General features: G+C 65.8%; 22 protein-coding genes and 1 pseudogene. 16 read left to right on the forward strand and 7 right to left on the reverse strand.

The window, feature by feature from the left end:
* Together BGO20_RS11895 and BGO20_RS11900 are read left to right on the forward strand one after the other, a co-directional pair.
* Positions 1-270 (forward strand): annotated as a pseudogene (locus BGO20_RS11895) (hypothetical protein); the annotation flags it as partial.
* A 103-nt stretch (positions 271-373) separates the two neighbouring features.
* On the forward strand, positions 374-727 hold the full coding sequence (locus tag BGO20_RS11900) for a hypothetical protein (RefSeq protein ID WP_291663812.1): 354 nt from the start codon (positions 374-376) through the stop codon (positions 725-727).
* A 126-nt stretch (positions 728-853) separates the two neighbouring features.
* Here BGO20_RS11900 and ruvX read toward each other — a convergent pair whose 3' ends face one another.
* Entirely contained in the window at positions 854-1,357 is a 504-nt protein-coding gene (ruvX, locus tag BGO20_RS11905; RefSeq protein ID WP_291663811.1) for a Holliday junction resolvase RuvX, read from the reverse strand.
* 161 nt (positions 1,358-1,518) lie between these two features.
* Between ruvX and BGO20_RS11910 the strand changes: the two genes are divergently transcribed.
* Together BGO20_RS11910 and BGO20_RS11915 are read left to right on the forward strand one after the other, a co-directional pair.
* Positions 1,519-2,103: a GNAT family N-acetyltransferase gene (locus BGO20_RS11910; protein ID WP_291663810.1), complete on the forward strand. Its 585-nt coding sequence runs from the start codon at positions 1,519-1,521 to the stop codon at positions 2,101-2,103.
* Complete coding sequence (locus tag BGO20_RS11915; protein ID WP_291663809.1) at positions 2,100-3,032, forward strand: hydroxyacid dehydrogenase; 933 nt, start codon at positions 2,100-2,102, stop codon at positions 3,030-3,032. The genes BGO20_RS11910 and BGO20_RS11915 overlap by 4 nt, the downstream gene beginning before the upstream one ends.
* A gap of 914 nt (positions 3,033-3,946) precedes the next feature.
* Here BGO20_RS11915 and ade read toward each other — a convergent pair.
* On the reverse strand, positions 3,947-5,662 hold the full coding sequence (gene ade / locus BGO20_RS11920; RefSeq protein ID WP_291663808.1) for an adenine deaminase: 1,716 nt from the start codon (positions 5,660-5,662) through the stop codon (positions 3,947-3,949).
* A 122-nt stretch (positions 5,663-5,784) separates the two neighbouring features.
* On the opposite strand from ade, the gene BGO20_RS11925 reads away from it, so the two are divergent.
* The 5 genes from BGO20_RS11925 (at position 5,785) to BGO20_RS11945 (ending at position 10,433) form a co-directional block, all read left to right on the forward strand.
* Positions 5,785-6,483: a metal-dependent hydrolase gene (locus BGO20_RS11925; protein ID WP_291663807.1), complete on the forward strand. Its 699-nt coding sequence runs from the start codon at positions 5,785-5,787 to the stop codon at positions 6,481-6,483.
* Between the two features lie 180 nt (positions 6,484-6,663).
* Positions 6,664-6,951, forward strand: coding sequence for an Asp-tRNA(Asn)/Glu-tRNA(Gln) amidotransferase subunit GatC (gene gatC / locus BGO20_RS11930; protein ID WP_291663806.1), 288 nt, complete (start codon positions 6,664-6,666; stop codon positions 6,949-6,951).
* An 82-nt stretch (positions 6,952-7,033) separates the two neighbouring features.
* Positions 7,034-8,548 carry an Asp-tRNA(Asn)/Glu-tRNA(Gln) amidotransferase subunit GatA gene (gene gatA, locus BGO20_RS11935; protein WP_291663805.1) on the forward strand — a complete coding sequence of 505 codons (1,515 nt, stop codon included), beginning with the start codon at positions 7,034-7,036 and terminating at the stop codon, positions 8,546-8,548.
* Positions 8,549-8,779: 231 nt separating this feature from the next.
* Positions 8,780-9,208, forward strand: coding sequence for a hypothetical protein (locus BGO20_RS11940; protein ID WP_291663804.1), 429 nt, complete (start codon positions 8,780-8,782; stop codon positions 9,206-9,208).
* Positions 9,201-10,433 carry an HlyD family secretion protein gene (locus BGO20_RS11945; RefSeq protein ID WP_291663803.1) on the forward strand — a complete coding sequence of 411 codons (1,233 nt, stop codon included), beginning with the start codon at positions 9,201-9,203 and terminating at the stop codon, positions 10,431-10,433. The genes BGO20_RS11940 and BGO20_RS11945 overlap by 8 nt, the downstream gene beginning before the upstream one ends.
* A gap of 120 nt (positions 10,434-10,553) precedes the next feature.
* On the opposite strand, the gene BGO20_RS11950 is transcribed toward BGO20_RS11945, so the two are convergent.
* Together BGO20_RS11950 and BGO20_RS11955 are read right to left on the reverse strand one after the other, a co-directional pair.
* Positions 10,554-13,754 (reverse strand): efflux RND transporter permease subunit, encoded by a 3,201-nt coding sequence (locus BGO20_RS11950; protein WP_291663802.1) that lies wholly within the window; start codon positions 13,752-13,754, stop codon positions 10,554-10,556.
* Positions 13,755-13,842: 88 nt separating this feature from the next.
* The gene (locus tag BGO20_RS11955; RefSeq protein WP_291663801.1) at positions 13,843-14,997 is read right to left on the reverse strand and encodes an efflux RND transporter periplasmic adaptor subunit; all 1,155 of its coding nucleotides are present in this window, start codon (positions 14,995-14,997) and stop codon (positions 13,843-13,845) included.
* Positions 14,998-15,271: 274 nt separating this feature from the next.
* Between BGO20_RS11955 and gatB the strand changes: the two genes are divergently transcribed.
* The 4 genes from gatB (at position 15,272) to BGO20_RS11975 (ending at position 18,629) form a co-directional block, all read left to right on the forward strand.
* The gene (gene gatB, locus BGO20_RS11960; RefSeq protein ID WP_291663800.1) at positions 15,272-16,753 is read left to right on the forward strand and encodes an Asp-tRNA(Asn)/Glu-tRNA(Gln) amidotransferase subunit GatB; all 1,482 of its coding nucleotides are present in this window, start codon (positions 15,272-15,274) and stop codon (positions 16,751-16,753) included.
* 4 nt (positions 16,754-16,757) lie between these two features.
* Positions 16,758-17,264: a GNAT family N-acetyltransferase gene (locus BGO20_RS11965; RefSeq protein ID WP_291663799.1), complete on the forward strand. Its 507-nt coding sequence runs from the start codon at positions 16,758-16,760 to the stop codon at positions 17,262-17,264.
* Positions 17,265-17,305: 41 nt separating this feature from the next.
* Entirely contained in the window at positions 17,306-17,794 is a 489-nt protein-coding gene (locus BGO20_RS11970; protein ID WP_291663798.1) for a GNAT family N-acetyltransferase, read from the forward strand.
* 127 nt (positions 17,795-17,921) lie between these two features.
* A complete protein-coding gene (locus BGO20_RS11975) occupies positions 17,922-18,629 on the forward strand; it encodes a glutathione S-transferase N-terminal domain-containing protein (RefSeq protein WP_291663797.1) in 708 nt (235 codons plus the stop codon).
* Between the two features lie 258 nt (positions 18,630-18,887).
* On the opposite strand, the gene BGO20_RS11980 is transcribed toward BGO20_RS11975, so the two are convergent.
* Positions 18,888-19,274: a DUF2147 domain-containing protein gene (locus BGO20_RS11980; protein ID WP_291663796.1), complete on the reverse strand. Its 387-nt coding sequence runs from the start codon at positions 19,272-19,274 to the stop codon at positions 18,888-18,890.
* 354 nt (positions 19,275-19,628) lie between these two features.
* Between BGO20_RS11980 and BGO20_RS11985 the strand changes: the two genes are divergently transcribed.
* Positions 19,629-19,898, forward strand: a complete 270-nt coding sequence (locus BGO20_RS11985) for a sel1 repeat family protein (RefSeq protein ID WP_291663795.1) — start codon at positions 19,629-19,631, stop codon at positions 19,896-19,898.
* A gap of 43 nt (positions 19,899-19,941) precedes the next feature.
* Here BGO20_RS11985 and BGO20_RS11990 read toward each other — a convergent pair whose 3' ends face one another.
* The gene (locus BGO20_RS11990) at positions 19,942-20,076 is read right to left on the reverse strand and encodes a hypothetical protein (RefSeq protein WP_291663794.1); all 135 of its coding nucleotides are present in this window, start codon (positions 20,074-20,076) and stop codon (positions 19,942-19,944) included.
* Positions 20,077-20,251: 175 nt separating this feature from the next.
* On the opposite strand from BGO20_RS11990, the gene ndk reads away from it, so the two are divergent.
* Entirely contained in the window at positions 20,252-20,674 is a 423-nt protein-coding gene (gene ndk, locus BGO20_RS11995; protein ID WP_291663792.1) for a nucleoside-diphosphate kinase, read from the forward strand.
* A 149-nt stretch (positions 20,675-20,823) separates the two neighbouring features.
* Here ndk and BGO20_RS12000 read toward each other — a convergent pair whose 3' ends face one another.
* Positions 20,824-21,666 (reverse strand): MipA/OmpV family protein, encoded by an 843-nt coding sequence (locus tag BGO20_RS12000; protein WP_291663791.1) that lies wholly within the window; start codon positions 21,664-21,666, stop codon positions 20,824-20,826.
* Positions 21,667-21,962: 296 nt separating this feature from the next.
* Here BGO20_RS12000 and BGO20_RS12005 point away from each other — a divergent pair, with 296 nt between their 5' ends.
* The gene (locus BGO20_RS12005) at positions 21,963-22,325 is read left to right on the forward strand and encodes a hypothetical protein (RefSeq protein ID WP_291663789.1); all 363 of its coding nucleotides are present in this window, start codon (positions 21,963-21,965) and stop codon (positions 22,323-22,325) included.
* Positions 22,326-22,492: the final 167 nt, after the last annotated feature.

Raw genomic sequence — 22,492 nt, forward strand, 5'->3', positions numbered from 1 at the left:
AGGCTCGACAAGGCGCAGGCCGCATACAGCCAGTATCGTCACCGCCATTATCGGGGCGGATGGCGCGGGCCGTCGCGCGGCGGCGCGATCGCGGCCGGCATCGGCCTGGGCATTCTGGGTGCGGCCGCTGCTGCGGCGAGCGCTCGCTCCTATGATCCCTACTACGACGGCTACTATGCCGCTCCGCCGCCGGTCTATGTCGCGCCGCGTTACGCGCCTTATGGCTACTACGCTGCGCCCTACGACTTCCGCGACGACCGCTATCGCTGAGCTGCGGCGTCATCGCGCCTGATATATGTCATCGGCCCGCGCCATGGTGCGGGCCGATTCTCACCGCGTTCGCGGTTCCTGCAGGTTGGGGGACACCACCGAAATGACGATGTTTCGATCCGTATTGCTGGCGGGGCTGGGGCTGGCCGTTGTCGGCTTGGCCACACTGCAACCCGCCTCGGCCCAGTATTACGGTGGCGGTCATGAGCGCGGCTGGGACGACGGCGGTGCGCGCAGGGGGTATGGCCGCGACGACCGCCGCGAGTTCGATCGCCGCGACGGCTACCGGCGGGACGGCTATGATCGCCGCGATTATGGCCGGCGTGAGAGCTATGGCGATCGGCGCCCCGCCAATCCGATGGCGGGGATGACGATCGAGGAACAGAAGCGCGCCATCAAGAACCAGCGCGAGGCGCAGAAGAAGGCCTTCAAGAAGGGCCTCCTCTTCAATCGCTAGGCCCGTTTCGCTAGGCTTGGATCAGCCGGGACGTTCGCAGGACCGTTTCCCCGGCGGGATCCGGGCCGACGCGGTGGCTGCAGCCGCCGCGCTGGGGCGGTCGCAGGATCGCGGGGTTGGCGGCCGTCACGCTTCGAACTCTTCGTCGCCTTCGGGCGCCGGGGCGAGGCGGGCGAGCCGATCCAGCGCACCTTGCAGGATATAGGCCGCCGCCATCTTGTCGACCACCGCCGCCCGCTTGGCGCGCGAGGCATCGGCATCGAGCAGGGTGCGCGTTACCGCCAGCGTCGACATCCGCTCGTCCCAGAACACGATCGGCTGGTCGGTCAGAGGCGAAAGATTGCGCACGAAGGCCCGCGTCGATTGCACCCGCGGCCCTTCGCTGCCGTCCATGTTGAGCGGCAGGCCGATCACCAGCCCTGCCACGCTGTATTTTGCCGCGATCTTGAGCAGGGCGGCAGCATCGACCCCGAATTTGACACGCTGGATCGTCTCGAGCGGCGTCGCGATGCGGCGCTCGACGTCCGACAGGGCGAGCCCGATCGTCTTGGTGCCGAGATCGAGCCCGAGCAGCCGTGCATGCGCCGGCAGGTCGAGGAAGCTTTCGAGCGGGACGATGGCGCTGGTCATTCCTGCGCGGTACCACGCCCGGCCGGCGCTTGCGAGCGTTCGCGCCCGGCGAGCGGGCGTTGCGCGGCGGGAATGGCCGTCGCCGCGCCGATATCGGGCCTGATCGCTCGCACAGGCTGCCCGATCGCCCTATCGTCGCCGCCGCCATGGAAGGATATCCCGTGCCGGCGCGCATCTCGCTCCAGACCCCCGACAAATCCCTGCTCGGTGCCTATCAAGCGGCGCTGCGCGGCGGCTGGTCGCCGAATACGACGCGCGACGTTGCGCCCGAGCATCTCGCCGCCATCGCCGCCGATCCCGACGCCTTCCTCGCCGAAATCCGCGGCGGCCCCGGCCGCATCCGCCTGCCGGACGGCCGTGAGGTCGATCGCATGCCCGGACCGACACGCTGGATCTTCGCCGAGGATCGGCCGGAACGCCCTTTCATCGGCTCGATCAACCTGCGCTGGCAGGAGGATGCCGCGGGCCGGCCGGTGCTGGCCTTGCCGGAGCACGTGCTGGGCCATGTCGGCTACACCATCCTGCCGGCCTTCGCCGGCCACGGCTATGCCACGGCCGCGCTCGCGGCGATGCTCGACGTGGCGCACGAGGCTGGCTTGCCCGAGATCACCATCACCTGCGACGCGACCAATCACGCCTCGCGCCGCATCATCGAGAAGAATGGCGGGCGACTCATCGAGACCTTCGTCGCGCCGCTCTACGGCCCCGATCAACGCCTTCTGTTCGTCGTCAGCACCGCCCCATGACCGATATCGTCATCACCGAATTCATGGACGACACCGCCGTTGCCAATCTCAAGGCGCGCTTTTCGGTCCATTACGACCCCGAGCTCTATGCCAACCCGGACGAGATGGCGCGGCTCTTCGCCGATGTGCCGGCCGTGATCGTGCGCAACCAGACGCAGGTCCGTGGCAAGGTGCTGGCGGCGGCGAAGCGGCTCAGGGTGATCGGCCGCCTCGGCGTCGGCCTCGACAATCTCGACATGGAGGCCTGCGCTGCCCGCGGCATCCGCGTCTTCCCGGCGACCGGGGCCAACAGCCTCTCCGTCGTCGAATACGTCATCGGCACGACGATGACCCTGCTGCGCGGCGCCTATTTCGCCAATGCCGCGATGGTCGCCGGCGAATTCCCCAAGACCAAGCTGATCGGCCGCGAGATCGCCGGCAAGCTGATGGGTCTCGTCGGCTTCGGCTCGATCGCCCGCGACGTCGCCCATCATGCCCGCGCTCTCGGCATGGAGGTGGCGGCCTACCATCCGCGCTTGGCCGTCGATGATCCCGCCTGGAGCGGCGTGCGGCGGCTGGAGTTCAACGAATTGCTGGCGCAAGCCGACGTCATCAGCCTGCATGTCCCGCTGACCTCGGAGACCCGCGGCATGATCGACGCGAAGGCCATCGCCCGGATGAAGCCGGACGCGATCCTGATCAACACGGCGCGCGGCGGAATCATGGACGAAGCGGCATTGGTCAAGGCGCTCAAGGCCGGCAAGCTCGGCGGCGCCGCGATCGACGTCTACGAGCAGGAGCCGCTCGGCAAGGACGCCGCCAAGGTTTTTGCCGGCGCGCCGAACTTGATCCTGACGCCACATATCGCCGGCAACACGGTGGAGTCGAACGGGCGCGTGTCAGGGCTCGTGGCGGAGAAGGTCATGGCGGCGTTGGAGGAGCGGATTTAGGGCGCAGGTTGGTCGATCGAGAGCGACCGATTTCGACCCATCTCTGATGTTGGGTGAGATCTCGCTGAAAATGCCGATCAGTTTGCCGTGGCGCCGGATGCAGCCAAATCTAGCGACCGCCCCAACGGGGTGGCCCATGATCTAGGCTCTAGGTAATCAGTTTGAATTTTCGGAATTTTCTACATTATTCTCATCGAGAATTAACATTTTGAGGTTCCCTCAATCCGAAAGGCGATGAATCAGGTAGGCGTGAGATGGTAAATCGATCGATTAGCGTTATTTTCTTTATATTTGTTATTGCTATAAGTATAGCGAATTTGATCCCGCCGCAATCAGCCGAGCCGCCCGCTAACGGCAAGCTGGTACAGCTCGGGCGCGGAGATCAGAATGCTCTTCGGCAATCAGTCAGCAGAATGGTTGATGAATGCCTAAAGCACCATGAAATTCTCCGCGGGTACTCGAATACGGTAATACCCGCTGCAAAGAAACTGGCTACGGACGCTCTGCATAAAATCATATTTCTTAATTTTAATGGCGACCTTTCGAAGGAGAAGATTATTTCTAAAGCTTCGGAAATCGATATGAAATATTTTAATGACGCTAAAGATAGGATGAATTCTAACGAGTTAAATCAGTTAGAGAGACTTTCTAAAACTATTGCAGATCACCCTGATTTTGCAAAGTGCGTTATCGCAAAGTTGCGAGAAACTTAATCGACGGATGGTTGAATCTGAATCGATGTTGACTGGAATCTACGTAAAATTGACGTTCGCGTACTTCCGTATGGTCGAAACGCTGAAGTGACATTGAGTGTTTGTCCTCGCGTGAGCCATTCCACGCGCAGAATAAATCAGAGCGGCCCGTCGACAACTTCCGCTTTCGACCCTTTACAAGCGCTAGTTTGTCGCCGGCACTCACACGAAATCAAACCGATCGACATCGACCAGCCCCTTGTCGGTGATCTTGAGATGCGGGATCACCGGCAGGGTCAGGAAGGCGACCTGCAGGAAGGGCTCGGCCAGCACGACGCCAAGCGCCTTCGCCGCGGCGCGCAAGCGTTCCAGATCGTGCCGCACCGCTTCGAAGGGCTGTTCGCTCATCAGCCCGGCGACCGGCAGTGCCAGCTCCGCCGTGACCTTGCCACCATCGGCCACGGCGAAGCCGCCGCCGATCTCGATCAGGCGGTTGGCCGCTGCCGCCATCGAGGCCTCGTCGACGCCGACGATGCAGAGATTGTGGCTGTCATGCCCGACCGAGGAGGCGATGGCACCACGCTTCATGCCGAAGCCATGGACGAAGCCGCCAGCGATGCCGCCATTCTTCTCGTGGCGCTCGATCACGGTGACCTTGATTGCATCCTGCGCCAGGTCGGGCAGGGCCTCGCCGTCGCGCGCGGGCAGGGCCATCGCCAAGCGCTCGGTGATGATCCGCCCCGGCACGACGCCGATCACCGGCGTCTCGCCGTCGCGAGCCTTCACCGCGAAATCGGCAGGGGCGAGCTTGCGGCTCTTCACGCTGCCGAGTCCGACCGGTGCGATCACCGCCCGGTCCGCGAACAGCGCCTCCTCGACCAGCCGGCCTCCTGTCAGAACCTGCTTCACCGAGCAGGCGGCGAGATCCTCGACCAGTACGATATCGGCGCGCTTGCCCGGCCCGATGAAGCCGCGATCGAACAGTCCGAAATTCCGCGCCGCCGAGAGCGAGGCGATGCGATAGGTCGCCAGCACATCGGCGCCCTCGGCGATCGCCGTGCGGATCATGTAGTCGAGATGGCCTTCCTCGCCGATATCGAGCGGGTTGCGATCATCGGTGCAGAAGGCGAGGAAGGGCGAGGCGTCGCGCGAGATCAGCGGGATCAGCTGATGCAAATCCTTCGAGACCGAGCCCTCGCGGATCAGGATCGCCATGCCCTTGGCGAGCTTTTCGCGGGCCTCGCCGGCGGTCGTCGTCTCATGGTCGGTGCGGATGCCGGCGGCGAGATAGGCGTTGAGGTCCATGCCGCGCACCAGCGGCGCATGGCCGTCGATATGGCGGCCGGCGAAGGCTTCGAGCTTGGCGAGGCAGCCGGGATCGCGATGGATCACGCCCGGAAAGTTCATGAATTCGGCGAGGCCGATGACCTTGGGGTGGTCCATCAGGGCCGTCAGGTCGAGCGCTTCGAGCGCGGCGCCCGCCGTTTCCAGATGCGTCGCGGGCACGCAGCTCGACAGGTTGACGCGCAGATCCATCCGCATCGTCTCGGCGCAGGCGAGGAAATAGCGGATGCCCGCCGTTCCCAGCACGTTGGCAATCTCGTGCGGGTCGCAGATTGCGGTGGTCACGCCATGCGGCAGCACGCAGCGCTCGAACTCGAGCGGCGTCACCAGGGAGGATTCGATATGCAGATGCGTGTCGATGAAGCCCGGCACGGCGACCAGGCCGGTCGCATCGATGACGTTTTTGCCCTCATAGCGGCCATAGGTTCCGACGACGGTGTCGCCGCAGATGGCGATGTCGGTCTCGACCAGCGCTCCGGTAACGAGATCGAAGAGCCGCGCTCCCCTGACGACCAGGTCGGCCGGCTCGTCGCCATGGCCCTGAGCGATCCGGCGGGCGAGCTCTTGGCGTGCGACTCGGGCGGCATCGGTCATGGCGGGGTTCCGTTCTGGGGTCATGGCGCAAGCCTGCACGGCCCGGGCTGCATTGTCGACTTGGTCGCTTGCGCGGATCGGCCTAGATAGAGGCCGAACCTGGGAAGCCTGGAGACCCGCGCATGAAGCTCACCTGGTACGGCCATTCCGCTTTCCGCGTCGATATCGACGGCGCCGCCATCCTGATCGACCCGTTCTTCACCGGGAACCCAGCCTTCGAGGCCGATCCCATCGAGTGCACGAAGGGCGTGAACTACATCGTCGTCACCCACGGCCATGGCGACCATGTCGGCGATACCCTCGATATCGCCGGGAAGACCGGCGCGACGGTCATCACCAATTACGACCTCGCGATGCATCTCGCCTCGCAGGGGTTGAAGAAGTTTCAGCCGATGAACACCGGTGGCACTGTCGATCTCGGCCCGTTCAGCGTTACGCTCGTCCGCGCCGATCATTCGGCGGGAATGGGCGAGGCCGGTGTCAGCGTGCCGGTCGGCAACGCCAATGGCGCGATCCTCAAGGCGAAGGGCGAGAAGACGCTCTGGCACATGGGCGATACGGACATCTTCTCCGACATGGCGCTGCTGAGCGAGATTCATGGCGTCGAGGCCTGCATCTGCCCGATCGGCGACCGTTTCACCATGGGCGGCAAGGTCGCGGCCCTGGCGATGAGCCGCTTCGTCAAGCCGAAGGTCGCGATCCCCGCCCATTACGGCACCTTCCCGATCATCGACCAGAACGCCGACGCCTTCGTCGCCGGGATGCAAGGCACCGGCATCGAGGTCATCCTGCCCCGCAAGGGCGAGGCCTTCGCGATCTGAGCTCGGCGGTCATCCTCGGCCGGCGCGCCGCGAAAGGTCGGGGAATCGCATGACGCGGGGATGGTCGGCTCGAGCCCGACCATGACGTGCTTCGTCTTGGCCCTTACTTACGCGCCGCCATCTGCTATAGCGCGGCGAACCGTTTTCCGGCGCGATCCGCGCCCCATTCAGGAGCCCGCCATGTCGGTCGATCTCGCCACCGTCAAACGCGTCGCGCATCTCGCGCGCATCGCCGTGCCGGAGGCCGATCTGCCCAAGCTGCAAGGCGAGCTCAACGCCATCCTCGGCTTTGTCGAGCAGCTCAACGAGGTGAACGTGGATGGCGTCGAGCCGATGACCTCGGTGACGCCCATGGCGATGAAGCAGCGCGAGGACGTGGTCAACGACGGCGAGATCGCGGACAAGATCGTCGCCAATGCCCCGGCTTCCGAGGACAACTACTTCATGGTCCCGAAGGTGATCGAGTAGGCGCTGCCCGCGCCCTTCGAACACCCCGGAGGCGGGAAGCGCCGACCAGGGACCCTTGACCAGCCAACTCCGGAATATTCCCGTGACCGATCTCACCCGCCTGACGCTCACCGAGGCCCGCGACGGCCTCAAGGCCAAGCGTTTCTCCGCCACCGAACTGACCCAGGCCCATATCGCCGCCGTCGAGAAGGGGCGGGCCCTCAACGCCTATGTGCTCGAGACGCCGGAGCACGCCCTGAAGCAGGCCGCCGCCTCCGACGAGAACCTGGCGAAGGGCGAGGCGCGCCCGCTGGAGGGCCTGCCGCTTGGCATCAAGGATCTCTTCGCCACCGAGGGGGTGCGCACCACCGCCTGCTCGAAGATCCTTGGTAATTTCGTGCCGCCCTACGAATCGACGGTGTCGAGCCAGCTCTGGCGCGACGGCGCCGTGATGCTCGGCAAGCTCAACAACGACGAATTCGCCATGGGCTCTTCGAACGAGACCTCGGCTTTCGGCAGTGTCGTCAATCCGTGGCGCCGCAAAGGTTCCAATGTCGGCGCGGGGCAGGGGGGCGCCGTCGAGGGCAACCATCTCGTGCCGGGCGGCTCCTCGGGCGGCTCGGCCGCCGCCGTCGCTGCCGATCTCTGCCTTGCAGCCACGGCGACGGACACCGGCGGCTCGATCCGCCAGCCAGCCGCGTTCACCGGCACGGTGGGCATCAAACCGACCTATGGCCGCTGCTCGCGCTGGGGCATCGTCGCCTTTGCGTCCTCGCTCGATCAGGCCGGCCCGATCGGCAAGACCGTGCGTGATTGCGCGGCGATGCTGCGTTCCATGGCCGGGCACGATCCGAAGGACACGACCTCGGTCGATGCGCCGGTGCCGGACTATGAATACGCGGTCGGCCGCTCGGTGAAGGGCCGCCGGATCGGCATCCCGAGGGAGTACAGGCTGGAGGGGCTCAACCCCGAGATCGACGCGCTCTGGCAGAAGGGCATCGACTGGCTGAAGGCGGCGGGCGCCGAGATCGTCGAGATCTCCCTGCCGCATACCAAATACGCCCTGCCGGCCTATTACATCGTCGCCCCGGCCGAAGCCTCCTCGAACCTCGCCCGCTATGACGGCGTCCGCTACGGCCTGCGCGAGCAGGGCAGGGATATCGTCGAGATGTACGAGAAGACCCGTGCCGCCGGCTTCGGTCCCGAGGTCAAGCGTCGCATCATGATCGGCACCTATGTGCTCTCGGCCGGCTATTACGATGCCTACTACCTGCGTGCCCAGAAGGTCCGCACGCTGATCAAGCGCGATTTCGAGACAGTCTATGCCGACGGCATCGACGCCGTGCTGACGCCGGCGACGCCCTCGGCCGCCTTCGGCATCGGCGAGAAGGGCTCGGCCGACCCGGTCGAGATGTATCTGAACGACATCTTCACGGTGACGGTGAACATGGCGGGCTTGCCTGGCATCGCTGTGCCGGCGGGAGTGGACGGTCAGGGCCTGCCGCTTGGCCTGCAGCTCATCGGCCGGCCTTTCGACGAGGAGACACTGTTCTCGCTCGGCGAGGTGATCGAGCAGGCGGCGGGTCGCTTTCCGGTCGCCGAGCGCTGGTGGGGCTGAGCGCTCTGTGGGAGCCCTGTGCGATGGCCAGGGCTCGCGAGGCCTTGGCTGACGATGGGCGCGCCGCTTCGGCATTCGCCAGCAAGACCTGTTGACTCTTCGTCGGCGCGGGCGTCACATCGGTTGACGCTTGGGCAACCGGCATTCGATGCATGGTTTCGCGCGCGGGCTGATGCGCGAAAGGCGTGCTGAGGAGAAGGAGCCGCCCCGAGCGCAAGGCTGGGGGCTCCTGTGACAACAAGTCCGATCCATCCTGCGGCCACGCCGCATCTGCCATCCTTCATCACGCCGCCCGGCGAGACCGATATCCTGCTGATGGTGGCGATCGCGACCGTCATTGGTGCCGTGCTCGCGGTGGGCCTGTTGTTCCTGCGCCTGCACACGCTGCCGGAGCGGATGGCGCACAAGGCCCACAAGCTGCAGCTCGAGATCGTCGCGGTGCTCGGCCTGCTCGCGCTCTTCACCCATATTCATCTGTTCTGGGTGGCGGGCTTGCTGCTCGCCCTGATCGAGGTCCCGGATGTCTTCGGAACGCTGCGCCGGATGGCTGGCTCGCTGGAGAAGCTCGCCGGCCTGGCGCCTGGCGAAGGAGCGCGGGATCCGGAGCCGGACGTAGCGGAGGCGAAGGGCGAGCAGGACGGAGAACCCGGCCATGCTTGAGATCCTTCTATGCTCGCTGCTGACGATCCTGCCCGACTATCTCTATCGCCGCTACGGCCAGGGCAAGCGCCTCGGCCATGAGATCACGCTCTACTCCGTGTGGTTCGAGCTGCGCTGGGGCCTCGTCACCTGCCTGATGCTCGCGGTCGGGCTGATCACGGTGATCTTCTACAATCACCCCTCCACCACCAATGCGGCGCTGTTCTTCCGGACGGTGCCGATCGTGCCGGAGATGAACGGGCGGGTGGCGGAGATCTATGTCCGGCAGGGTGAGAAGATCGCGCAGGGTGCCCCGATCTTCAGGCTCGATAATTCCCAGCAGCAGGCCGCCGTCGAGACGGCGCGCCGCAAGATCGCCGAGATCGATGCGGCGGTCGTGGTCGCGGGGGTCGACATCCAGACCAACGAGGCCAAGATCGCGGAAGCCAGGAGCGGCTATCAGCAGGCTCTGGACGAGTTGCGGACCAAGCAGGAACTGAGGAGCCGCAATGCCGGTGTCGTCGCCGAACGCGAGATCGAGCGCCTGCAGAACCTGGCCGATGGCCGCCAGGCGGCGGTGAGTGCCGCGACCGCGGCGCGGGAGGCGGCGCAGACGCGGATCTCAACGCTGTTTCCCGCCGAGAAGGCGAGCGCCCAGGCGGCGCTGGCCCAGGCCGAGGTCGAGCTGTCCAAGACCCTGGTCAGGGCGGGCGTCGCCGGTCATATCGAACAGTTCGCACTGCGCGTCGGCGATGTCGTGAATCCCTTCATGCGCCCGGCTGGCGTCCTTATCCCCGAAGATGCGGGTCGCCGGGCTCTGCAGGCCGGCTTCAACCAGGTCGAGGCGCAGGTGCTCAAGGTCGGCATGATCGCCGAGGTCACCTGCCTGTCGAAGCCCTGGACGATCATCCCGATGGTGGTGACCGACGTGCAGGACTTCATCGCCGCCGGGCAGTTCCGCGGCGGAGAATTGCTGGTCGATGCCCAGCAGGTGAGGCAGCCCGGAACGATCCTCGCTTATCTGGAGCCGCTCTACGAGGGTGGCCTCGTTGGTGTCGTTCCCGGCAGCAGCTGCATCGCCAACGCCTATTCCAACAATCATGATCTGATCGAATCGGGAAAGCTCGGCTTCTTCCGGAAGATGGCGCTGCATGGCGTCGATGCCGTGGGCCTCGTGCATGCGCTGCTGCTGCGGGTCCAGGCGACGGTGCTGCCGATCAAGCTGCTCGTCTTCAGCGGGCATTGAGAGCGACGATCGAAACGGAAAAGGGCCGCTTGCGCGGCCCCTTCTACTTGTTCGGCTTCGTCGGGGGGCCTTCCATTCCATGCCCACCGACGGGATGGAGAGAGACGCCCGGCGATCGGGTCAGCCATGCGCGCCGGATGCATCGCCCGGCGCCGAGGCCGCCTTCCGACGCCCGCCGCGCAGCTCCGCCAGCCAGCGCACCATCACGTAGAAGACCGGCGTGAAGATCAGGCCGAAGACGGTGACGCCGAGCATGCCCGAGAACACCGCGATGCCCATCGCCTGACGCATCTCGGCGCCGGCGCCGACCGAGATGGTCAGTGGCAACACGCCGAGAATGAAGGCCATCGAGGTCATCAGAATCGGCCGCAGGCGGGTCCGCGCCGCGGCGATGGCCGCATCGCGCCGGTGCATGCCTTCCTCCTCCGCCTGCTTGGCGAACTCGACGATCAGGATCGCGTTCTTCGCCGCCAGGCCCACGAGCACCACCAGGCCGATATCGACCAGGATGTTGCGGTCGAGATTGGCGTAGTTCACCCCGAACATCGCCGCCAGAATACACATCGGCACGATCAGGATGACCGCAAGCGGCAACAGCCAGCTCTCGTAGAGCGCTGCCAGCAGCAGGAAGACGAACACCACTGCAAGGCCGAACGCGATGATCGCCGTGTTGCCCGCCAGCTTCTCCTGCAGCGCGATCTCGGTCCACTCGAAGCCGAAGCCCGCCGGCAGCCGCTCGGCCGCGATCTTCTCCACCGCCGCGATGCCCTGTCCGGTCGAGTAGCCGTGCTTCATCGAGAGCTGCACCTCCGCTGCCGGGTAGAGGTTGTAGCGCGGCACGCGATAGGCACCGGTCGTGTCGCGGAAGGCGGCGACCGAACCGATCGGCACCATCTCGCCATCCGCGTTGCGGGTCTTGAGACTGGCGACGTCGCGCGTGGTCAGGCGGAAGGGGTTGTCCGCCTGCGCCGTGACCCGGAAGGTGCGGCCCAACAGGTTGAAGTCGTTGATGTAGGCCGAGCCCATATAGATCGACAGCGTCTCGAAGATGCGGGTGATCGGCACGCCGAGCATTTCCGCCTTGGTGCGGTCGATATCGGCGTAGATCTGCGGCGTCTTCGTCGAGAACAGCGTGAAGGGCTGCTCGATGAAGGGCAGCTGCGCGGCGGAGCCGGCAACGGTCCAGGCGGCGCCTTCGAGCGCGGCGAGCCCGCGCCCGCCGCGGTCCTGCACATAGCCTTTGAGGCCGCCGCCATTGCCGATGCCGGAAATCGCCGGCGGCTCGATCACCAGGGTGAAGGCCTCGGGGATCGTGAACATCTGCTGGCGCAGATCGGCCAGGATGCCCTGCGTCGTCAGCCCTTCCTTCTCGCGGTCCTTGAACGGCGACAGCGTGACGAAGGCGACGCCGGCATTCGGCGCGATGGTGAAGGTCGCGCCGTCGAGGCCGGCGAAGGCCACGGTGTGGGCCACGCCGGGGCGCGACTGCAGCAGCTCGTTGGCCCTGCGCAGCACCGCATCGGTACGCTGCAGGGAGGCGCCGGGCGGCAGCTGCATCGCGACGATGAAGTAGCCTCGGTCGAGTTGCGGCACGAGGCCGGTCGGCGTCTGCATCAGGCGCTGCGCGGTGAGCGCGATCAGGCCGGCATAGACGATCAGCAGGATCACAGCGAGCCGGATCAGCCGTGAGGTAACGCGGCCATAGGTCCGCGACAGCCAGTCGAAGCCGGCGTTGAAATAGTGGAAGAACCAGCGGACCGGCGCGCCGAGCCTGTAGACCAGACCGTGCCGCTCGTTGGGGTCATGCTGCTTGTGGGGCTTCAGCAGAATCGCCGACATCGCCGGCGACAGCGTCAGCGAGACGAAGCAGGAGATCGCCGTCGAGGCCGCGATGGTGACCGCGAACTGCTGGTAGAACGTGCCCTGAAGCCCGCTGATGAAGGCGGTCGGGATGAACACGGCACAGAGCACGAGAGCGATGGCGAGAAGCGCGCCGCCGACCTCGTCCATGGTCTTGTGCGCGGCCTCGGCCGGCGTCATGCCCTGGGCGAGGTAGCGCTCGACGTTTTCGACCACGACGATCGCGTCGTCGACGACGATGCCGATCGCCAGCACCAGCGCCAGCAGCGAGATCGTGTTGAACGAGATGCCGACGCCGCTCATGATCAGGAAGGTGCCGACGAGCGAGACCGGGATCGCGACGATCGGGATAAGCGCGGCGCGCCAGGTCTGCAGGAACAGGATCACCACGACGACGACGAGGATGATCGCCTCAAGCAGCGTGTGCACCACGGCATTGACCGATTCCGCGATGAACTCGGTGGGATTGTAGATGATGCGGTGTTCGAGCCCGGGCGGGAAATCCTTCGCCATGGTGTTCATGGTCGAGATCAGCGCGTCCGACGTCGCGAGCGCGTTCGAGCCCGGGCGCTGGAAGACGCCGATGGCGACCGTGTTGTTGTTATCGAGATAGGCGTTCGTGGTGTAGTCCTGCGAGCCGAGCTCGACGCGCGCGATGTCGCGCACGCGGATCGTGCCGCCATCGGCGTCGGAGCGCACGACGATGTTCTCGAACTCCGAGACGTCGGTGAGCCGACCGAGCGTGTTGACGGCGAGCTGGAAGGCCTCGTTCGACTTGGCCGGCGGCTGGTTGAGCGCGCCGGCGGCGACCTGCACGTTCGCTGCCCTCAGCGCGGCCACCACGTCGCTGGCCGTGAGGTTGCGCGCCGCGACCTTGGCCGGGTCGAGCCAGATGCGCATCGAGAAGTCGCGCGCGCCGAAGACCTGGACGTCGCCGACGCCGTCGACGCGGGTGAGCACGTCCTTCACATAGAGCGAGGCGTAGTTCGAGATGTATTGCGGGTCGCGCGAGCCGTCCGGCGAGATCATGTTGATGACCATCAGGAAGTCGGGCGAGGCCTTGCGCACCTGGACGCCGAGCGCACGCACATCCTGCGGCAGGCGCGGCTCGGCCTGCGACACGCGGTTCTGCACCAGCACCTGCGCCTGGTCGATGTCGGTGCCGGCCTTGAACACGACGTTGATCGTCACCACGCCGTCGCCGGTCGACTGCGAGGTGATGTAGAGCATGTCGTCGACGCCGTTCACCTCCTGCTCGATCGGCGTCGCCACCGTAGCGGCGACCGTCTCGGCCGAGGCGCCGGGATAGGTGGCGCGGATCGACACCGTGGGTGGCGCGATCTCCGGATACTCCGCGATCGGCAGCGTGCGCAGCGCGATGGCGCCGGCGATCGTCAGCAGCACCGAGAGCACGGTGGCGAAGATCGGCCGGTCGATGAAGAAATGGGTGAAGCGGAACATGGAAGCTTCCTGTCCGGAAAAAGGCGGGCGGGCGCCCGCAGGCGCCCGAAGTGCGGTGGCCGGGCCGGCAGGGCGACCCTGAGGCCGTTCAGTTCGTGGTCGCGACCTTGATCTGGCCGGGCTGCGGCGTGACCGCGACGCCCGGGCGGACCATCGGGTTGGCATTGCCGCCGACGATGACCTTGTCCTGTGCGGTCAGCCCGGCGCGGATCACGCGCAGGCCCTCGCTGAGCGGGCCGAGCTCGACGATCTTCGGCACGACCTTGTTCTCGGGGCCAATCGTCAACACCACCTTGTGGGCCTGGTCGGAGGAGATCACCGTATCCGGCACCAGGAGCGCATCGGCCTCGCCCGCGAAGAGCCGCAGCCGCCCGAACACGCCGGGGGTCAGGAACTGATCCTTGTTGTCGAAGACGGCGCGTCCGCGAATGGTGGCCGAGCGGGCGTTCACCGCGTTGTCGATGAAGTTGACCTTGCCTTTACGCGTCCACTTCGTCTCGTCCGACAGCCGGACTTCGACGAGCGTGCCGGCATCGCGGCTGGCGTTGTCGCGCATGTTGGCCATCCGCGCATAGCGCAGGAAATCGGCCTCGGAGACGTCGAAGGTGAAGTAGACCGGATCGACCGCCACGATCGTCGTCAGCAGCGTCGCGCCCGACTGGCCGCCCGCGATCAGGTTGCCCGGGTCGACGCGGCGGTTCGAGATGCGGCCCGCGAGCGGCGCGCGCACCTCGGTCCATTCGAGGTTGAGCTGCGCATTCTTCAGCGTGGCCTCGGCTCCCTGCAGGGTGCCGATCGCGCTGTTCAGGTTGGCGCGGCGCTGATCGACGTCGCGCGCGGTGATCGTGCGGTTCTGCGTCAGACCCTCGGCGCGCTCGACCTCGTTCTGGGCCAGCTCGACCTGGGCCTTGGCCCGGGCGACGTCGGCCTGCGCCACGTCGACCGCCAGTTTGTAAGGCCGCTGATCGATGGTAAAGAGAAGGTCGCCCTTCTGGACGAGGGCGCCGTCACGGAAGTGAACGCTCTCGATGAAGCCGGAGACGCGGGCGCGGACCTCGACCTGTTCGCTGGCCTCGAAGCGGCCGGTGTACTCGTCCCAGTTGGTGACGCGCTTCGCAAGCGGGGTCGCGACCTGGACCGGCGGGGCGGGGGGCGCGCCCTGGGCCGAGGCGTCGAACGCGGGAAGGCTGGCCGAGGCGGCGATGGCAGCGAGCACCAGACCGATGAAACGGCTGCGTGACATGGGGAAACTCCGAATAGCTGGCCGGCGCAACCATGGCGGTTTTGCGGCCTTGGGCGCAAGAAGGGTGTGGGAGTGACGAATGTCAAGATCCATCACCCGTCATTTGGCGTCTTATTGCGCCAGATAAGCCACATTCCCGCCATCCGGTTGCAGGAGCGCAACGGGGCACGCGCCATCGAAGCGGTAGCACATGCCTCCGTGCAGCAACGGATGCTTGCCGCATGCGCGCCGACATCGTAACGCGTAAACGACCATTTCAGCCGGAAGAGACCAGATGAACGCGCATGTCCGCCCCGCCGACCCCAAGAAGCTGATCAAGGGCGCGACCGGGGATTGGGAAGTCGTGATCGGCATGGAGATCCACGCCCAGGTCACCTCCAACGCCAAGCTGTTCTCCGGTGCCTCGACCGGTTTCGGCGCCGAGCCGAACGCACATGTCAGTCTCGTCGATGCCGCGATGCCGGGCATGCTGCCGGTGATCAATGCCGAATGCATCCGCCAGGCGGTGCGCACGGGGCTGGGCCTCAATGCGCAGATCAACAACCGTTCGGTCTTCGACCGCAAGAACTATTTCTACCCCGATCTGCCGCAGGGCTACCAGATCAGCCAGTACAAGAGCCCGATCGTGGGCGAGGGCGAGATCGTCGTCGATCTGTCCCCGACCGAGCAGATTACCATCGGCATCGAGCGGCTGCACCTGGAGCAGGATGCCGGCAAGTCGATCCACGATCAGCATCCCACCATGAGCTTCGTCGACCTCAATCGCTCGGGCGTGGCGCTGATGGAGATCGTCTCGAAGCCGGACCTGCGCTCCTCGGAGGAGGCGAAGGCCTATGTCTCGAAGCTGCGCACCATCCTGCGCTATCTCGGCACCTGCGACGGCGACATGGAGAAGGGCAACCTGCGCGCCGACGTGAACGTCTCCGTGCGCAAGCCCGGCGATGCGCTCGGCACGCGCTGCGAGATCAAGAACGTCAACTCGATCCGCTTCATCGGCCAGGCCGTGGAGGCCGAGGCGCGCCGCCAGATCGGCATCATCGAGGATGGCGGCACCATCGACCAGGAGACCCGCCTCTACGATCCCGGCAAGGGCGAGACGCGCTCGATGCGCTCCAAGGAAGAGGCGCACGACTACCGCTACTTCCCAGACCCGGACCTGCTGCCGCTCGAATTCGACGATGCCTTCGTCGAGGGCCTGAAGGGCGCGCTGCCGGAACTGCCGGACGCCAAGAAGGCCCGCTTCATCGCGACCTACGGGCTTTCGCCCTATGACGCCTCGGTGCTCGTCGCCGAGCGCGACCAGGCCGACTATTTCGAGGCCGTAGCCAAGGGGCGGGACGGCAAGGCCGCGGCGAACTGGGTGATCAACGAGCTGTTCGGCCGCCTCAACAAGGAAGGCAAGGACGTGACGTCCTCGCCGGTCTCGGCCACGCAGCTCGGCGGCCTCGTCGACCTGATCGGCGAGAACGTCATCTCCGGCAAGATCGCCAAGGACCTGTTCGAGATCCTCTGGACCGAAGGCGGCGATCCGCGCGAGATCGTCGAGGCCCGCGGCATGAAGCAGGTCACGGACACCGGCGCCATCGAGAAGGCGGTCGACGAGATTATCGCGGCGAACCCGGACAAGGTCGAGCAGGTCAAGGCCAAGCCGACCATGCTCGGCTGGTTCGTCGGCCAGGCGATGAAGGCCTCGGGCGGCAAGGCCAACCCGCAGGCTCTCAACGAGATCCTGAAGAAGAAGCTCGGCATCGAGTGATCATGTGACGCCCGCCGATCTCGTCATCCGCGACGCCGAAGCCGCCGATCTCCCGGCGGTGAGGGCGCTTTTGGTCGAGACCTGGCATGCCACCTATGACGGCATCTATGGCTGGCAGCGCGTCGCCGAGATCACCAATGCCTGGCATTCGCTGGAAAACCTCCACAGCCAGCTCGGCCGCGAGGAAGGCGTCTTCCTCGTCGGGCTGGTAGGGGAGGAGATCGTCGCGACCGCCTCCGCGCGGCCGGAGCGCGACGGCGCGGCCCTGCTGACGCGGCTCTATGTCCTGCCGGCCCGGCAGGGCGTCGGTATCGGGCGCACCCTGCTGCAGGTCGCGCTCGCCTGCTTCCCGCAGGCGCCGGTCGCCCGGCTCGAGGTCGAGAGCCAGAACGAGCCGGCGATCGCCTTCTACGAGCGCATGGGGTTCTTCCTGCAGCGTCAGGCCCGTTTCGACGGCCGCGAGGACACCCCCAACACGCTGCTGATGGCGAAGCGCCTCTTCGTCGCGTAAACCGCCGTCGCTGATTCCTGCCCCACGCGAAAGCCGAAGCGATGACCCGGACGCCCGTCACTACCACCGAGATCACCATCCGTCGTGCGCAGGCCGGCGATGTCGCGCGCATCGCCGAGCTCATCATGCTCGGCGCCGCGACGCAGACGATGACGCAGGACGAAATCGCCACCGAGGCCCGCCATCCAGGCTATGCCGAGGCCTTCGCCGAGATCGACGCCAGCAGGGACAATGCCCTCTTCGTCGCGGAGCGGGCAGGGGAGGTTGTCGGCACTTTCCAGGTCACGCTGATCCCGGGTCTCGTCGCGCGCGGACGCAAACGCGGCAAGATCGAGAGCGTGCATGTCGCGCCGGAAAGCCGCGGCCTCGGCATCGGCGCTCTGATGATCCGCCATGCGCTCGCCTTCGCGGGCGAGAACGGCGTCGGCCTGGTCGAGCTGAGCTCGAACAAGGCCCGCATCGACGCGCATCGCTTTTACCGCAATCTCGGCTTCGACCAGAGCCACGAGGGTTTCAAGAAGCAGCTCTGAAGCGCGAAAGGTTACACGCGGGCAGGACATGGCGCGGTTCCGCTGAGGGCGGGCCTGGCCTCTTCCTGCCGCTCTGCTTGCTGCTTAGGTTTCCCGGCGAAACGCTGCGCCTGAAAGGAAGCGAACGATGTCGCAAGCCCCCGCCAAGCCGATCGACCTGTATTTCTGGCCGACGCCGAACGGCACCAAGATCACCATCATGCTCGAGGAATGCGGGCTGCCCTACACCATCGTCCCGGTGAATATCGGCAAGGGTGATCAGTTCAAGCCGGACTTCCTCGCCATCTCGCCGAACAACCGGATGCCGGCGATCGTCGATCCCGACGGGCCGGACGGCAAGCCGATCTCCGTCTTCGAGTCCGGTGCCATTCTCCAGTATCTCGGTCGCAAGACCGGCAAGTTCTATCCGCAGGACGAGCGCGGCCGCGTCGAAGTCGACGAATGGCTGTTCTGGCAGATGGGCGGCTTCGGCCCGATGCTCGGCCAGACCCATCATTTCCGGCTCTATGCGCCCGAACAGGTACCCTATGCCATCGAGCGTTATACCAACGAGGCCAACCGCCTGTACGGCGTGCTGAACAGGCGCCTCGAGGGGCGCGAGTATATCTGCGGGGACTATTCCATCGCCGACATGGCCTGCATCGGCTGGGCCCGGGGCTGGGAACGGCAGGGTCAGGACATCAAGCAGTTCCCCCATGTCGGCCGCTGGATCGAGACGATGCAGGCTCGTCCCGCCGTCGCCCGCGGCCTCAAGGTCGGCGAGGAGTTGCGCACGCCCGCCGGCATCAACCCGCCGGAGCAGAAGGCTGTTCTCTTCGGCCAGAAGGCACGCTGAGGCGCTGCGAAGCCGGACCGAAAGCCCCGTCGAGGCTCCACCTGCGGGGTTCGGTCCGGCGATACCGAGGGGATGCGCTGGGCGGGCGGCGCGCGGTTCCGGCCGCGTGCCGAATTCCGATGTCGCATGTCGAGCCATCCCGCCGGGCCGCACGATGCCTCGCGACAGCCGCTTGGTCGGGCGGAGCGCTGGCAGGGCAGGCACCTGGCGCGGCGGTGGGGACAGCTCCGGTAGAGGCCTGGAGGGCCCGCTCCTGCCTCAGTCAGTCCTGGACCACTTCACCGAGCGGCAGATCAGCCCGCCCAGGACGCAGCCCGCCGTTGTCAGCGAAGTGCCGGAGAGCGTCATGGTGCCCGAATAGGTCTTGCCGTCTTCGGGGTTGAAGGCGCTGCCGTTCCACTTGTTGGCGCCGCCGGATTTCATGTCGAAGAAGATGCGTTGCCCCACCTTCGCCGGTCCGTTCGGATCCTTGAGCCAGGAGATCGTGCCGCAAAGGGCGTCGCCACATTTGCTGAAGCGCACGCGCGAGGCGCCGGTGTCGCGTTCCCAGACGCCGAGCACCTCCTGCGCCGAAGCGCCGGCGATGCCGCCGACCAGAACCAGAGCCGTGATCCCTGCCAGGCCGAAAGCCACTCTCCTTGCCATCCCGTCCTCCTTCTCGGCCGTCCGGCCGTTATGGTTTATATATGAACCATAGCCTCATCCGTGCCGCTGTCCAAGATGCCGCAACGGCAGCGCTTGCCGCGGCTTCCGCCGACCAGGGTGAATCCATTCTCAACGCCGCGTTTCGGCGGCGGCCGGCAGGCTATTGAAAAGAAAAGGGTTTCCGGATTTTTGTCGTAAACGCAGCGTTGCCTTAACTTGGCGATTACGTCTCGTTGAGACTCGATTCATCGCAAAATTTAGCTCGCGCTTTAATGGTCGCGGCCACTCTGGCCTCATCGGTCGGGACCTTGGACGGGTGGCCGGCCGGCAACGACAAACAGGGTGGGTTCAATCATGGCACGCATGGAGATGAGCGCGATCCCCGCTTCGCTGGTTGCACCAGTGGAGGTATCGGCCGAGGCCTATTGCGAGCTCGGGCTGATGCATGCTTCGGGGCGGGCGGGAGCCGTCGACCTGGTCAAGGCGCAGACCTGGTTCAACATCGCCTTCGCTCGCGGCAGCGCCCGGGCGGCGGCGCATCGGCAGGAGCTGGCGCTCGAGATGAATCGCGACGAGATCGCTAAGGCGCTGCGCGAGGCCCGCGCTTTCCTGACGCGGCACTGAGCGCCGCGCTGGGAAGTGCCGGAGGACGGCGCGAATGCGCCGATCAGAAGGCCGCGACGCCGCCGGAGGGCGGCGGCATGTTGCCCCTGCGGTCCTTGGTGATGGATTCCGGTGTGACCTGAAGCAACTGGCAGAGCAGCGCGAGGCAACCTGCGAAGACGAGCGTGATGGCAACCATGGATCGGCTCCTTGTCGTCAAGAAATGATCCTAGCACGAAATCGATCAGCTGGCTCGGCATTTCCGGTTGCCGCTGCCCCCGATATGCGCCACGCGGAGCAAGCCTTGTGGGGGGCGAAGGCGGCGGCTATAAGCGCGCCGCGTTTCCTTATTCGACCCTTCCAAGGATCTTTCGATGGCTGTCCAGCGTACCTTCTCCATCCTCAAGCCCGACGCGACGAAGCGCAACCTGACCGGTGCGGTCAACGCGGTCATCGAGAAGGCCGGCCTGCGCATCGTCGCGCAGAAGCGCATCCAGATGACCAAGGCCCAGGCCGAGACCTTCTATGCGGTCCACTCCGCGCGTCCGTTCTTCGGCGAGCTCGTCGAGTTCATGACCTCCGGCCCGGTCGTGGTGCAGGTGCTCGAAGGCGAGGACGCCATCGCCAAATATCGCGACGTCATGGGCGCCACCAACCCGGCCAACGCCGCCGAGGGCACGATCCGCAAGCTCTTCGCCCAGTCGGTCGGCGAGAACACGGTCCACGGCTCGGATGCGCCAGAGACTGCGGTCGTCGAGATCGCTCAGTTCTTCGCGGGCAACGAGATCGTCGGCTGAGTTCAGCCACGCTGAAAAAGCAGAAAGGCGGGCCGATCGGCCCGCCTTTTTGGTTTCACGAGAGATGTGGTCTTTCCGGGCAGGCCGCGAAGCCGCTGCACTGATCCCTGAGTCCCGCCCATGCGGGGCCTGACGGCCCCCGCCGATCCTCAGAAGCCCAGCGAGTAGTTCGACCCGGTGTCGAAGGAGTAGCTCGCCGAAATGCCGATCGTGAGCGAATTGCGGGAGCCGAAGGGCCGCACGATCGGCGAGCGGGCGGCATCGCCGGTCAGGCGCTTGTACTCGAGATAGGTCGTGGTCTGGAACCGGTCAGACCAGTGATAGGTCGCCTGCGCCAGCGCGCCGTAGGAGTGCAGGCCGGCGTTGAAGCGCTGCAGCAGCCCGCCGGTTCCGGGCATGGCGCCGCTGGTGCCGAAATAGGTCCGGATATAGTCGGCGCTGGCGATGCGCATGCGCGGGCCGATGCCGAAGGTCCAGGAGCCGAGATTGGTGAAGGCGTCGAGCTTCAGGTCGGCGACGACGCCGTCATGCGCGACGATGCCGCGGCGCAGATCGGCGCGGGCGCGCAGCCAGGAGGTCGGATAGAACTCGACGAACCCGCCAGCCTCGCCGCCGAACTTCGTCGCCGGCACTGCGACCAGCGCCGGGTTGACCTTGGCGCTGCGCTTCCAGAGCAGGTCGCCCGAGAAGCCGATGCGCCAGCCCTGTCCGGAGAAGACGCCGATGCTGAGCATGGCGTCGTCTTCGGCGCTCCACCAGGTGCTCTTCAACCCCCGGCCGAGCGAGATGATCGGCCGCGCCCGGAAGATATAGTCGTCCGAGCCGGTATAGTCCGGCTGGTAGCGCAGCCCCGCGCCCACCGTCAGATACCAGTTCTGTGCCGATTGCGGCGAGGTGAGCTGGGTGTAGTCGTTCGACTGCGCGAAAGCGCGCTCGGGAGACGACAGGGCAAGGCAGGCCGCAAGGCCAGCCAGGTACGCAACGCAACGCATGATCCAAACACTCCGACGCGACGGCGCCACCGGCAGAAGGAATGCGGGCAATCTGAAACAAGACCGTTAAGGGGGGGTTAGCGTTGACGAGACCTTGCGGCCTGTCGCTCCCCGGACCCGGCCGAGACTCCGGCGCTCACCTGACGTCCCCGCCGATGGTGCGCTGCGCAACGGGACGATGCAAATCGGGAAGGCGTGTCTTTTGAACCCCTTGACCTTTCAGGCATCTGTGTCATGCGGGAACGGGGCAGTGCCGGGAGCCATGCGGCGGCCCCTTGGCGAAGGACGGGCAAGTCATGATGATGCGGCGGTTGGGTGCGGTCGTTCTGGCCGGTGGGTTCTCTGTGCTGTTGGGTGTCTCGGCTCATGCCGCGAGCAGCTCGACGGCCCTGCCGCCGCCCGATCCGACGGCGAAGAACCTGACGCCCTACATGATCAAGCTGCGCGCCTTCGACGCCTGCCTGGTCACCCAGTCCCGGCTGATGAACACGACGCGCGAGGCCGTGCATTCTCCCTGCAGCTGCTACGCGTCCGGCACGGTCGATGCGATGAGCAAGGACGAGATCCAGGCCTTCCGCGATACTGGCTACTTCAACGACTCGGCCCGCGAAAAGGGGCTGCAGTTCATCGATAAGTGCAAGCTGAAACGGCCGTTCTGAGCGGCCCGCCAGCTTTACGCGTTCTGTGGAATTCCCGAGTGATCCCGGACGAGCCGCGCAAGCGGCGCCGACCAGGATCATTGGCGTCCATGTCGACGACGTCACCTGCGTCCCGCCTTGCTGCTGACACGCTCCTGACAGAAACTGTCAACCCGATGAGGCCATCC

It is taken from the genome of Allobosea sp. 67-29 (genome assembly GCF_001898115.1).
GTDB lineage: Bacteria > Pseudomonadota > Alphaproteobacteria > Rhizobiales > Beijerinckiaceae > Allobosea.

What these genes read in the sequence shown, in the direction of transcription:
- BGO20_RS12005 (WP_291663789.1), top strand. Translation starts at nt 21,963, where the DNA reads ATGATGATGCGGCGGTTGGGTGCGGTCGTTCTGGCCGGTGGGTTCTCT.
- BGO20_RS12000 (WP_291663791.1), bottom strand. Translation starts at nt 21,666, where the DNA reads ATGCGTTGCGTTGCGTACCTGGCTGGCCTTGCGGCCTGCCTTGCCCTG.
- gatB (WP_291663800.1), top strand. Translation starts at nt 15,272, where the DNA reads ATGAACGCGCATGTCCGCCCCGCCGACCCCAAGAAGCTGATCAAGGGC.
- BGO20_RS11900 (WP_291663812.1), top strand. Translation starts at nt 374, where the DNA reads ATGACGATGTTTCGATCCGTATTGCTGGCGGGGCTGGGGCTGGCCGTT.
- BGO20_RS11915 (WP_291663809.1), top strand. Translation starts at nt 2,100, where the DNA reads ATGACCGATATCGTCATCACCGAATTCATGGACGACACCGCCGTTGCC.
- BGO20_RS11980 (WP_291663796.1), bottom strand. Translation starts at nt 19,274, where the DNA reads ATGGCAAGGAGAGTGGCTTTCGGCCTGGCAGGGATCACGGCTCTGGTT.
- BGO20_RS11985 (WP_291663795.1), top strand. Translation starts at nt 19,629, where the DNA reads ATGGCACGCATGGAGATGAGCGCGATCCCCGCTTCGCTGGTTGCACCA.
- BGO20_RS11990 (WP_291663794.1), bottom strand. Translation starts at nt 20,076, where the DNA reads ATGGTTGCCATCACGCTCGTCTTCGCAGGTTGCCTCGCGCTGCTCTGC.
- BGO20_RS11955 (WP_291663801.1), bottom strand. Translation starts at nt 14,997, where the DNA reads ATGTCACGCAGCCGTTTCATCGGTCTGGTGCTCGCTGCCATCGCCGCC.
- BGO20_RS11925 (WP_291663807.1), top strand. Translation starts at nt 5,785, where the DNA reads ATGAAGCTCACCTGGTACGGCCATTCCGCTTTCCGCGTCGATATCGAC.
- BGO20_RS11975 (WP_291663797.1), top strand. Translation starts at nt 17,922, where the DNA reads ATGTCGCAAGCCCCCGCCAAGCCGATCGACCTGTATTTCTGGCCGACG.
- BGO20_RS11970 (WP_291663798.1), top strand. Translation starts at nt 17,306, where the DNA reads ATGACCCGGACGCCCGTCACTACCACCGAGATCACCATCCGTCGTGCG.
- BGO20_RS11945 (WP_291663803.1), top strand. Translation starts at nt 9,201, where the DNA reads ATGCTTGAGATCCTTCTATGCTCGCTGCTGACGATCCTGCCCGACTAT.
- ndk (WP_291663792.1), top strand. Translation starts at nt 20,252, where the DNA reads ATGGCTGTCCAGCGTACCTTCTCCATCCTCAAGCCCGACGCGACGAAG.
- gatC (WP_291663806.1), top strand. Translation starts at nt 6,664, where the DNA reads ATGTCGGTCGATCTCGCCACCGTCAAACGCGTCGCGCATCTCGCGCGC.
- BGO20_RS11950 (WP_291663802.1), bottom strand. Translation starts at nt 13,754, where the DNA reads ATGTTCCGCTTCACCCATTTCTTCATCGACCGGCCGATCTTCGCCACC.
- ade (WP_291663808.1), bottom strand. Translation starts at nt 5,662, where the DNA reads ATGACCGATGCCGCCCGAGTCGCACGCCAAGAGCTCGCCCGCCGGATC.
- ruvX (WP_291663811.1), bottom strand. Translation starts at nt 1,357, where the DNA reads ATGACCAGCGCCATCGTCCCGCTCGAAAGCTTCCTCGACCTGCCGGCG.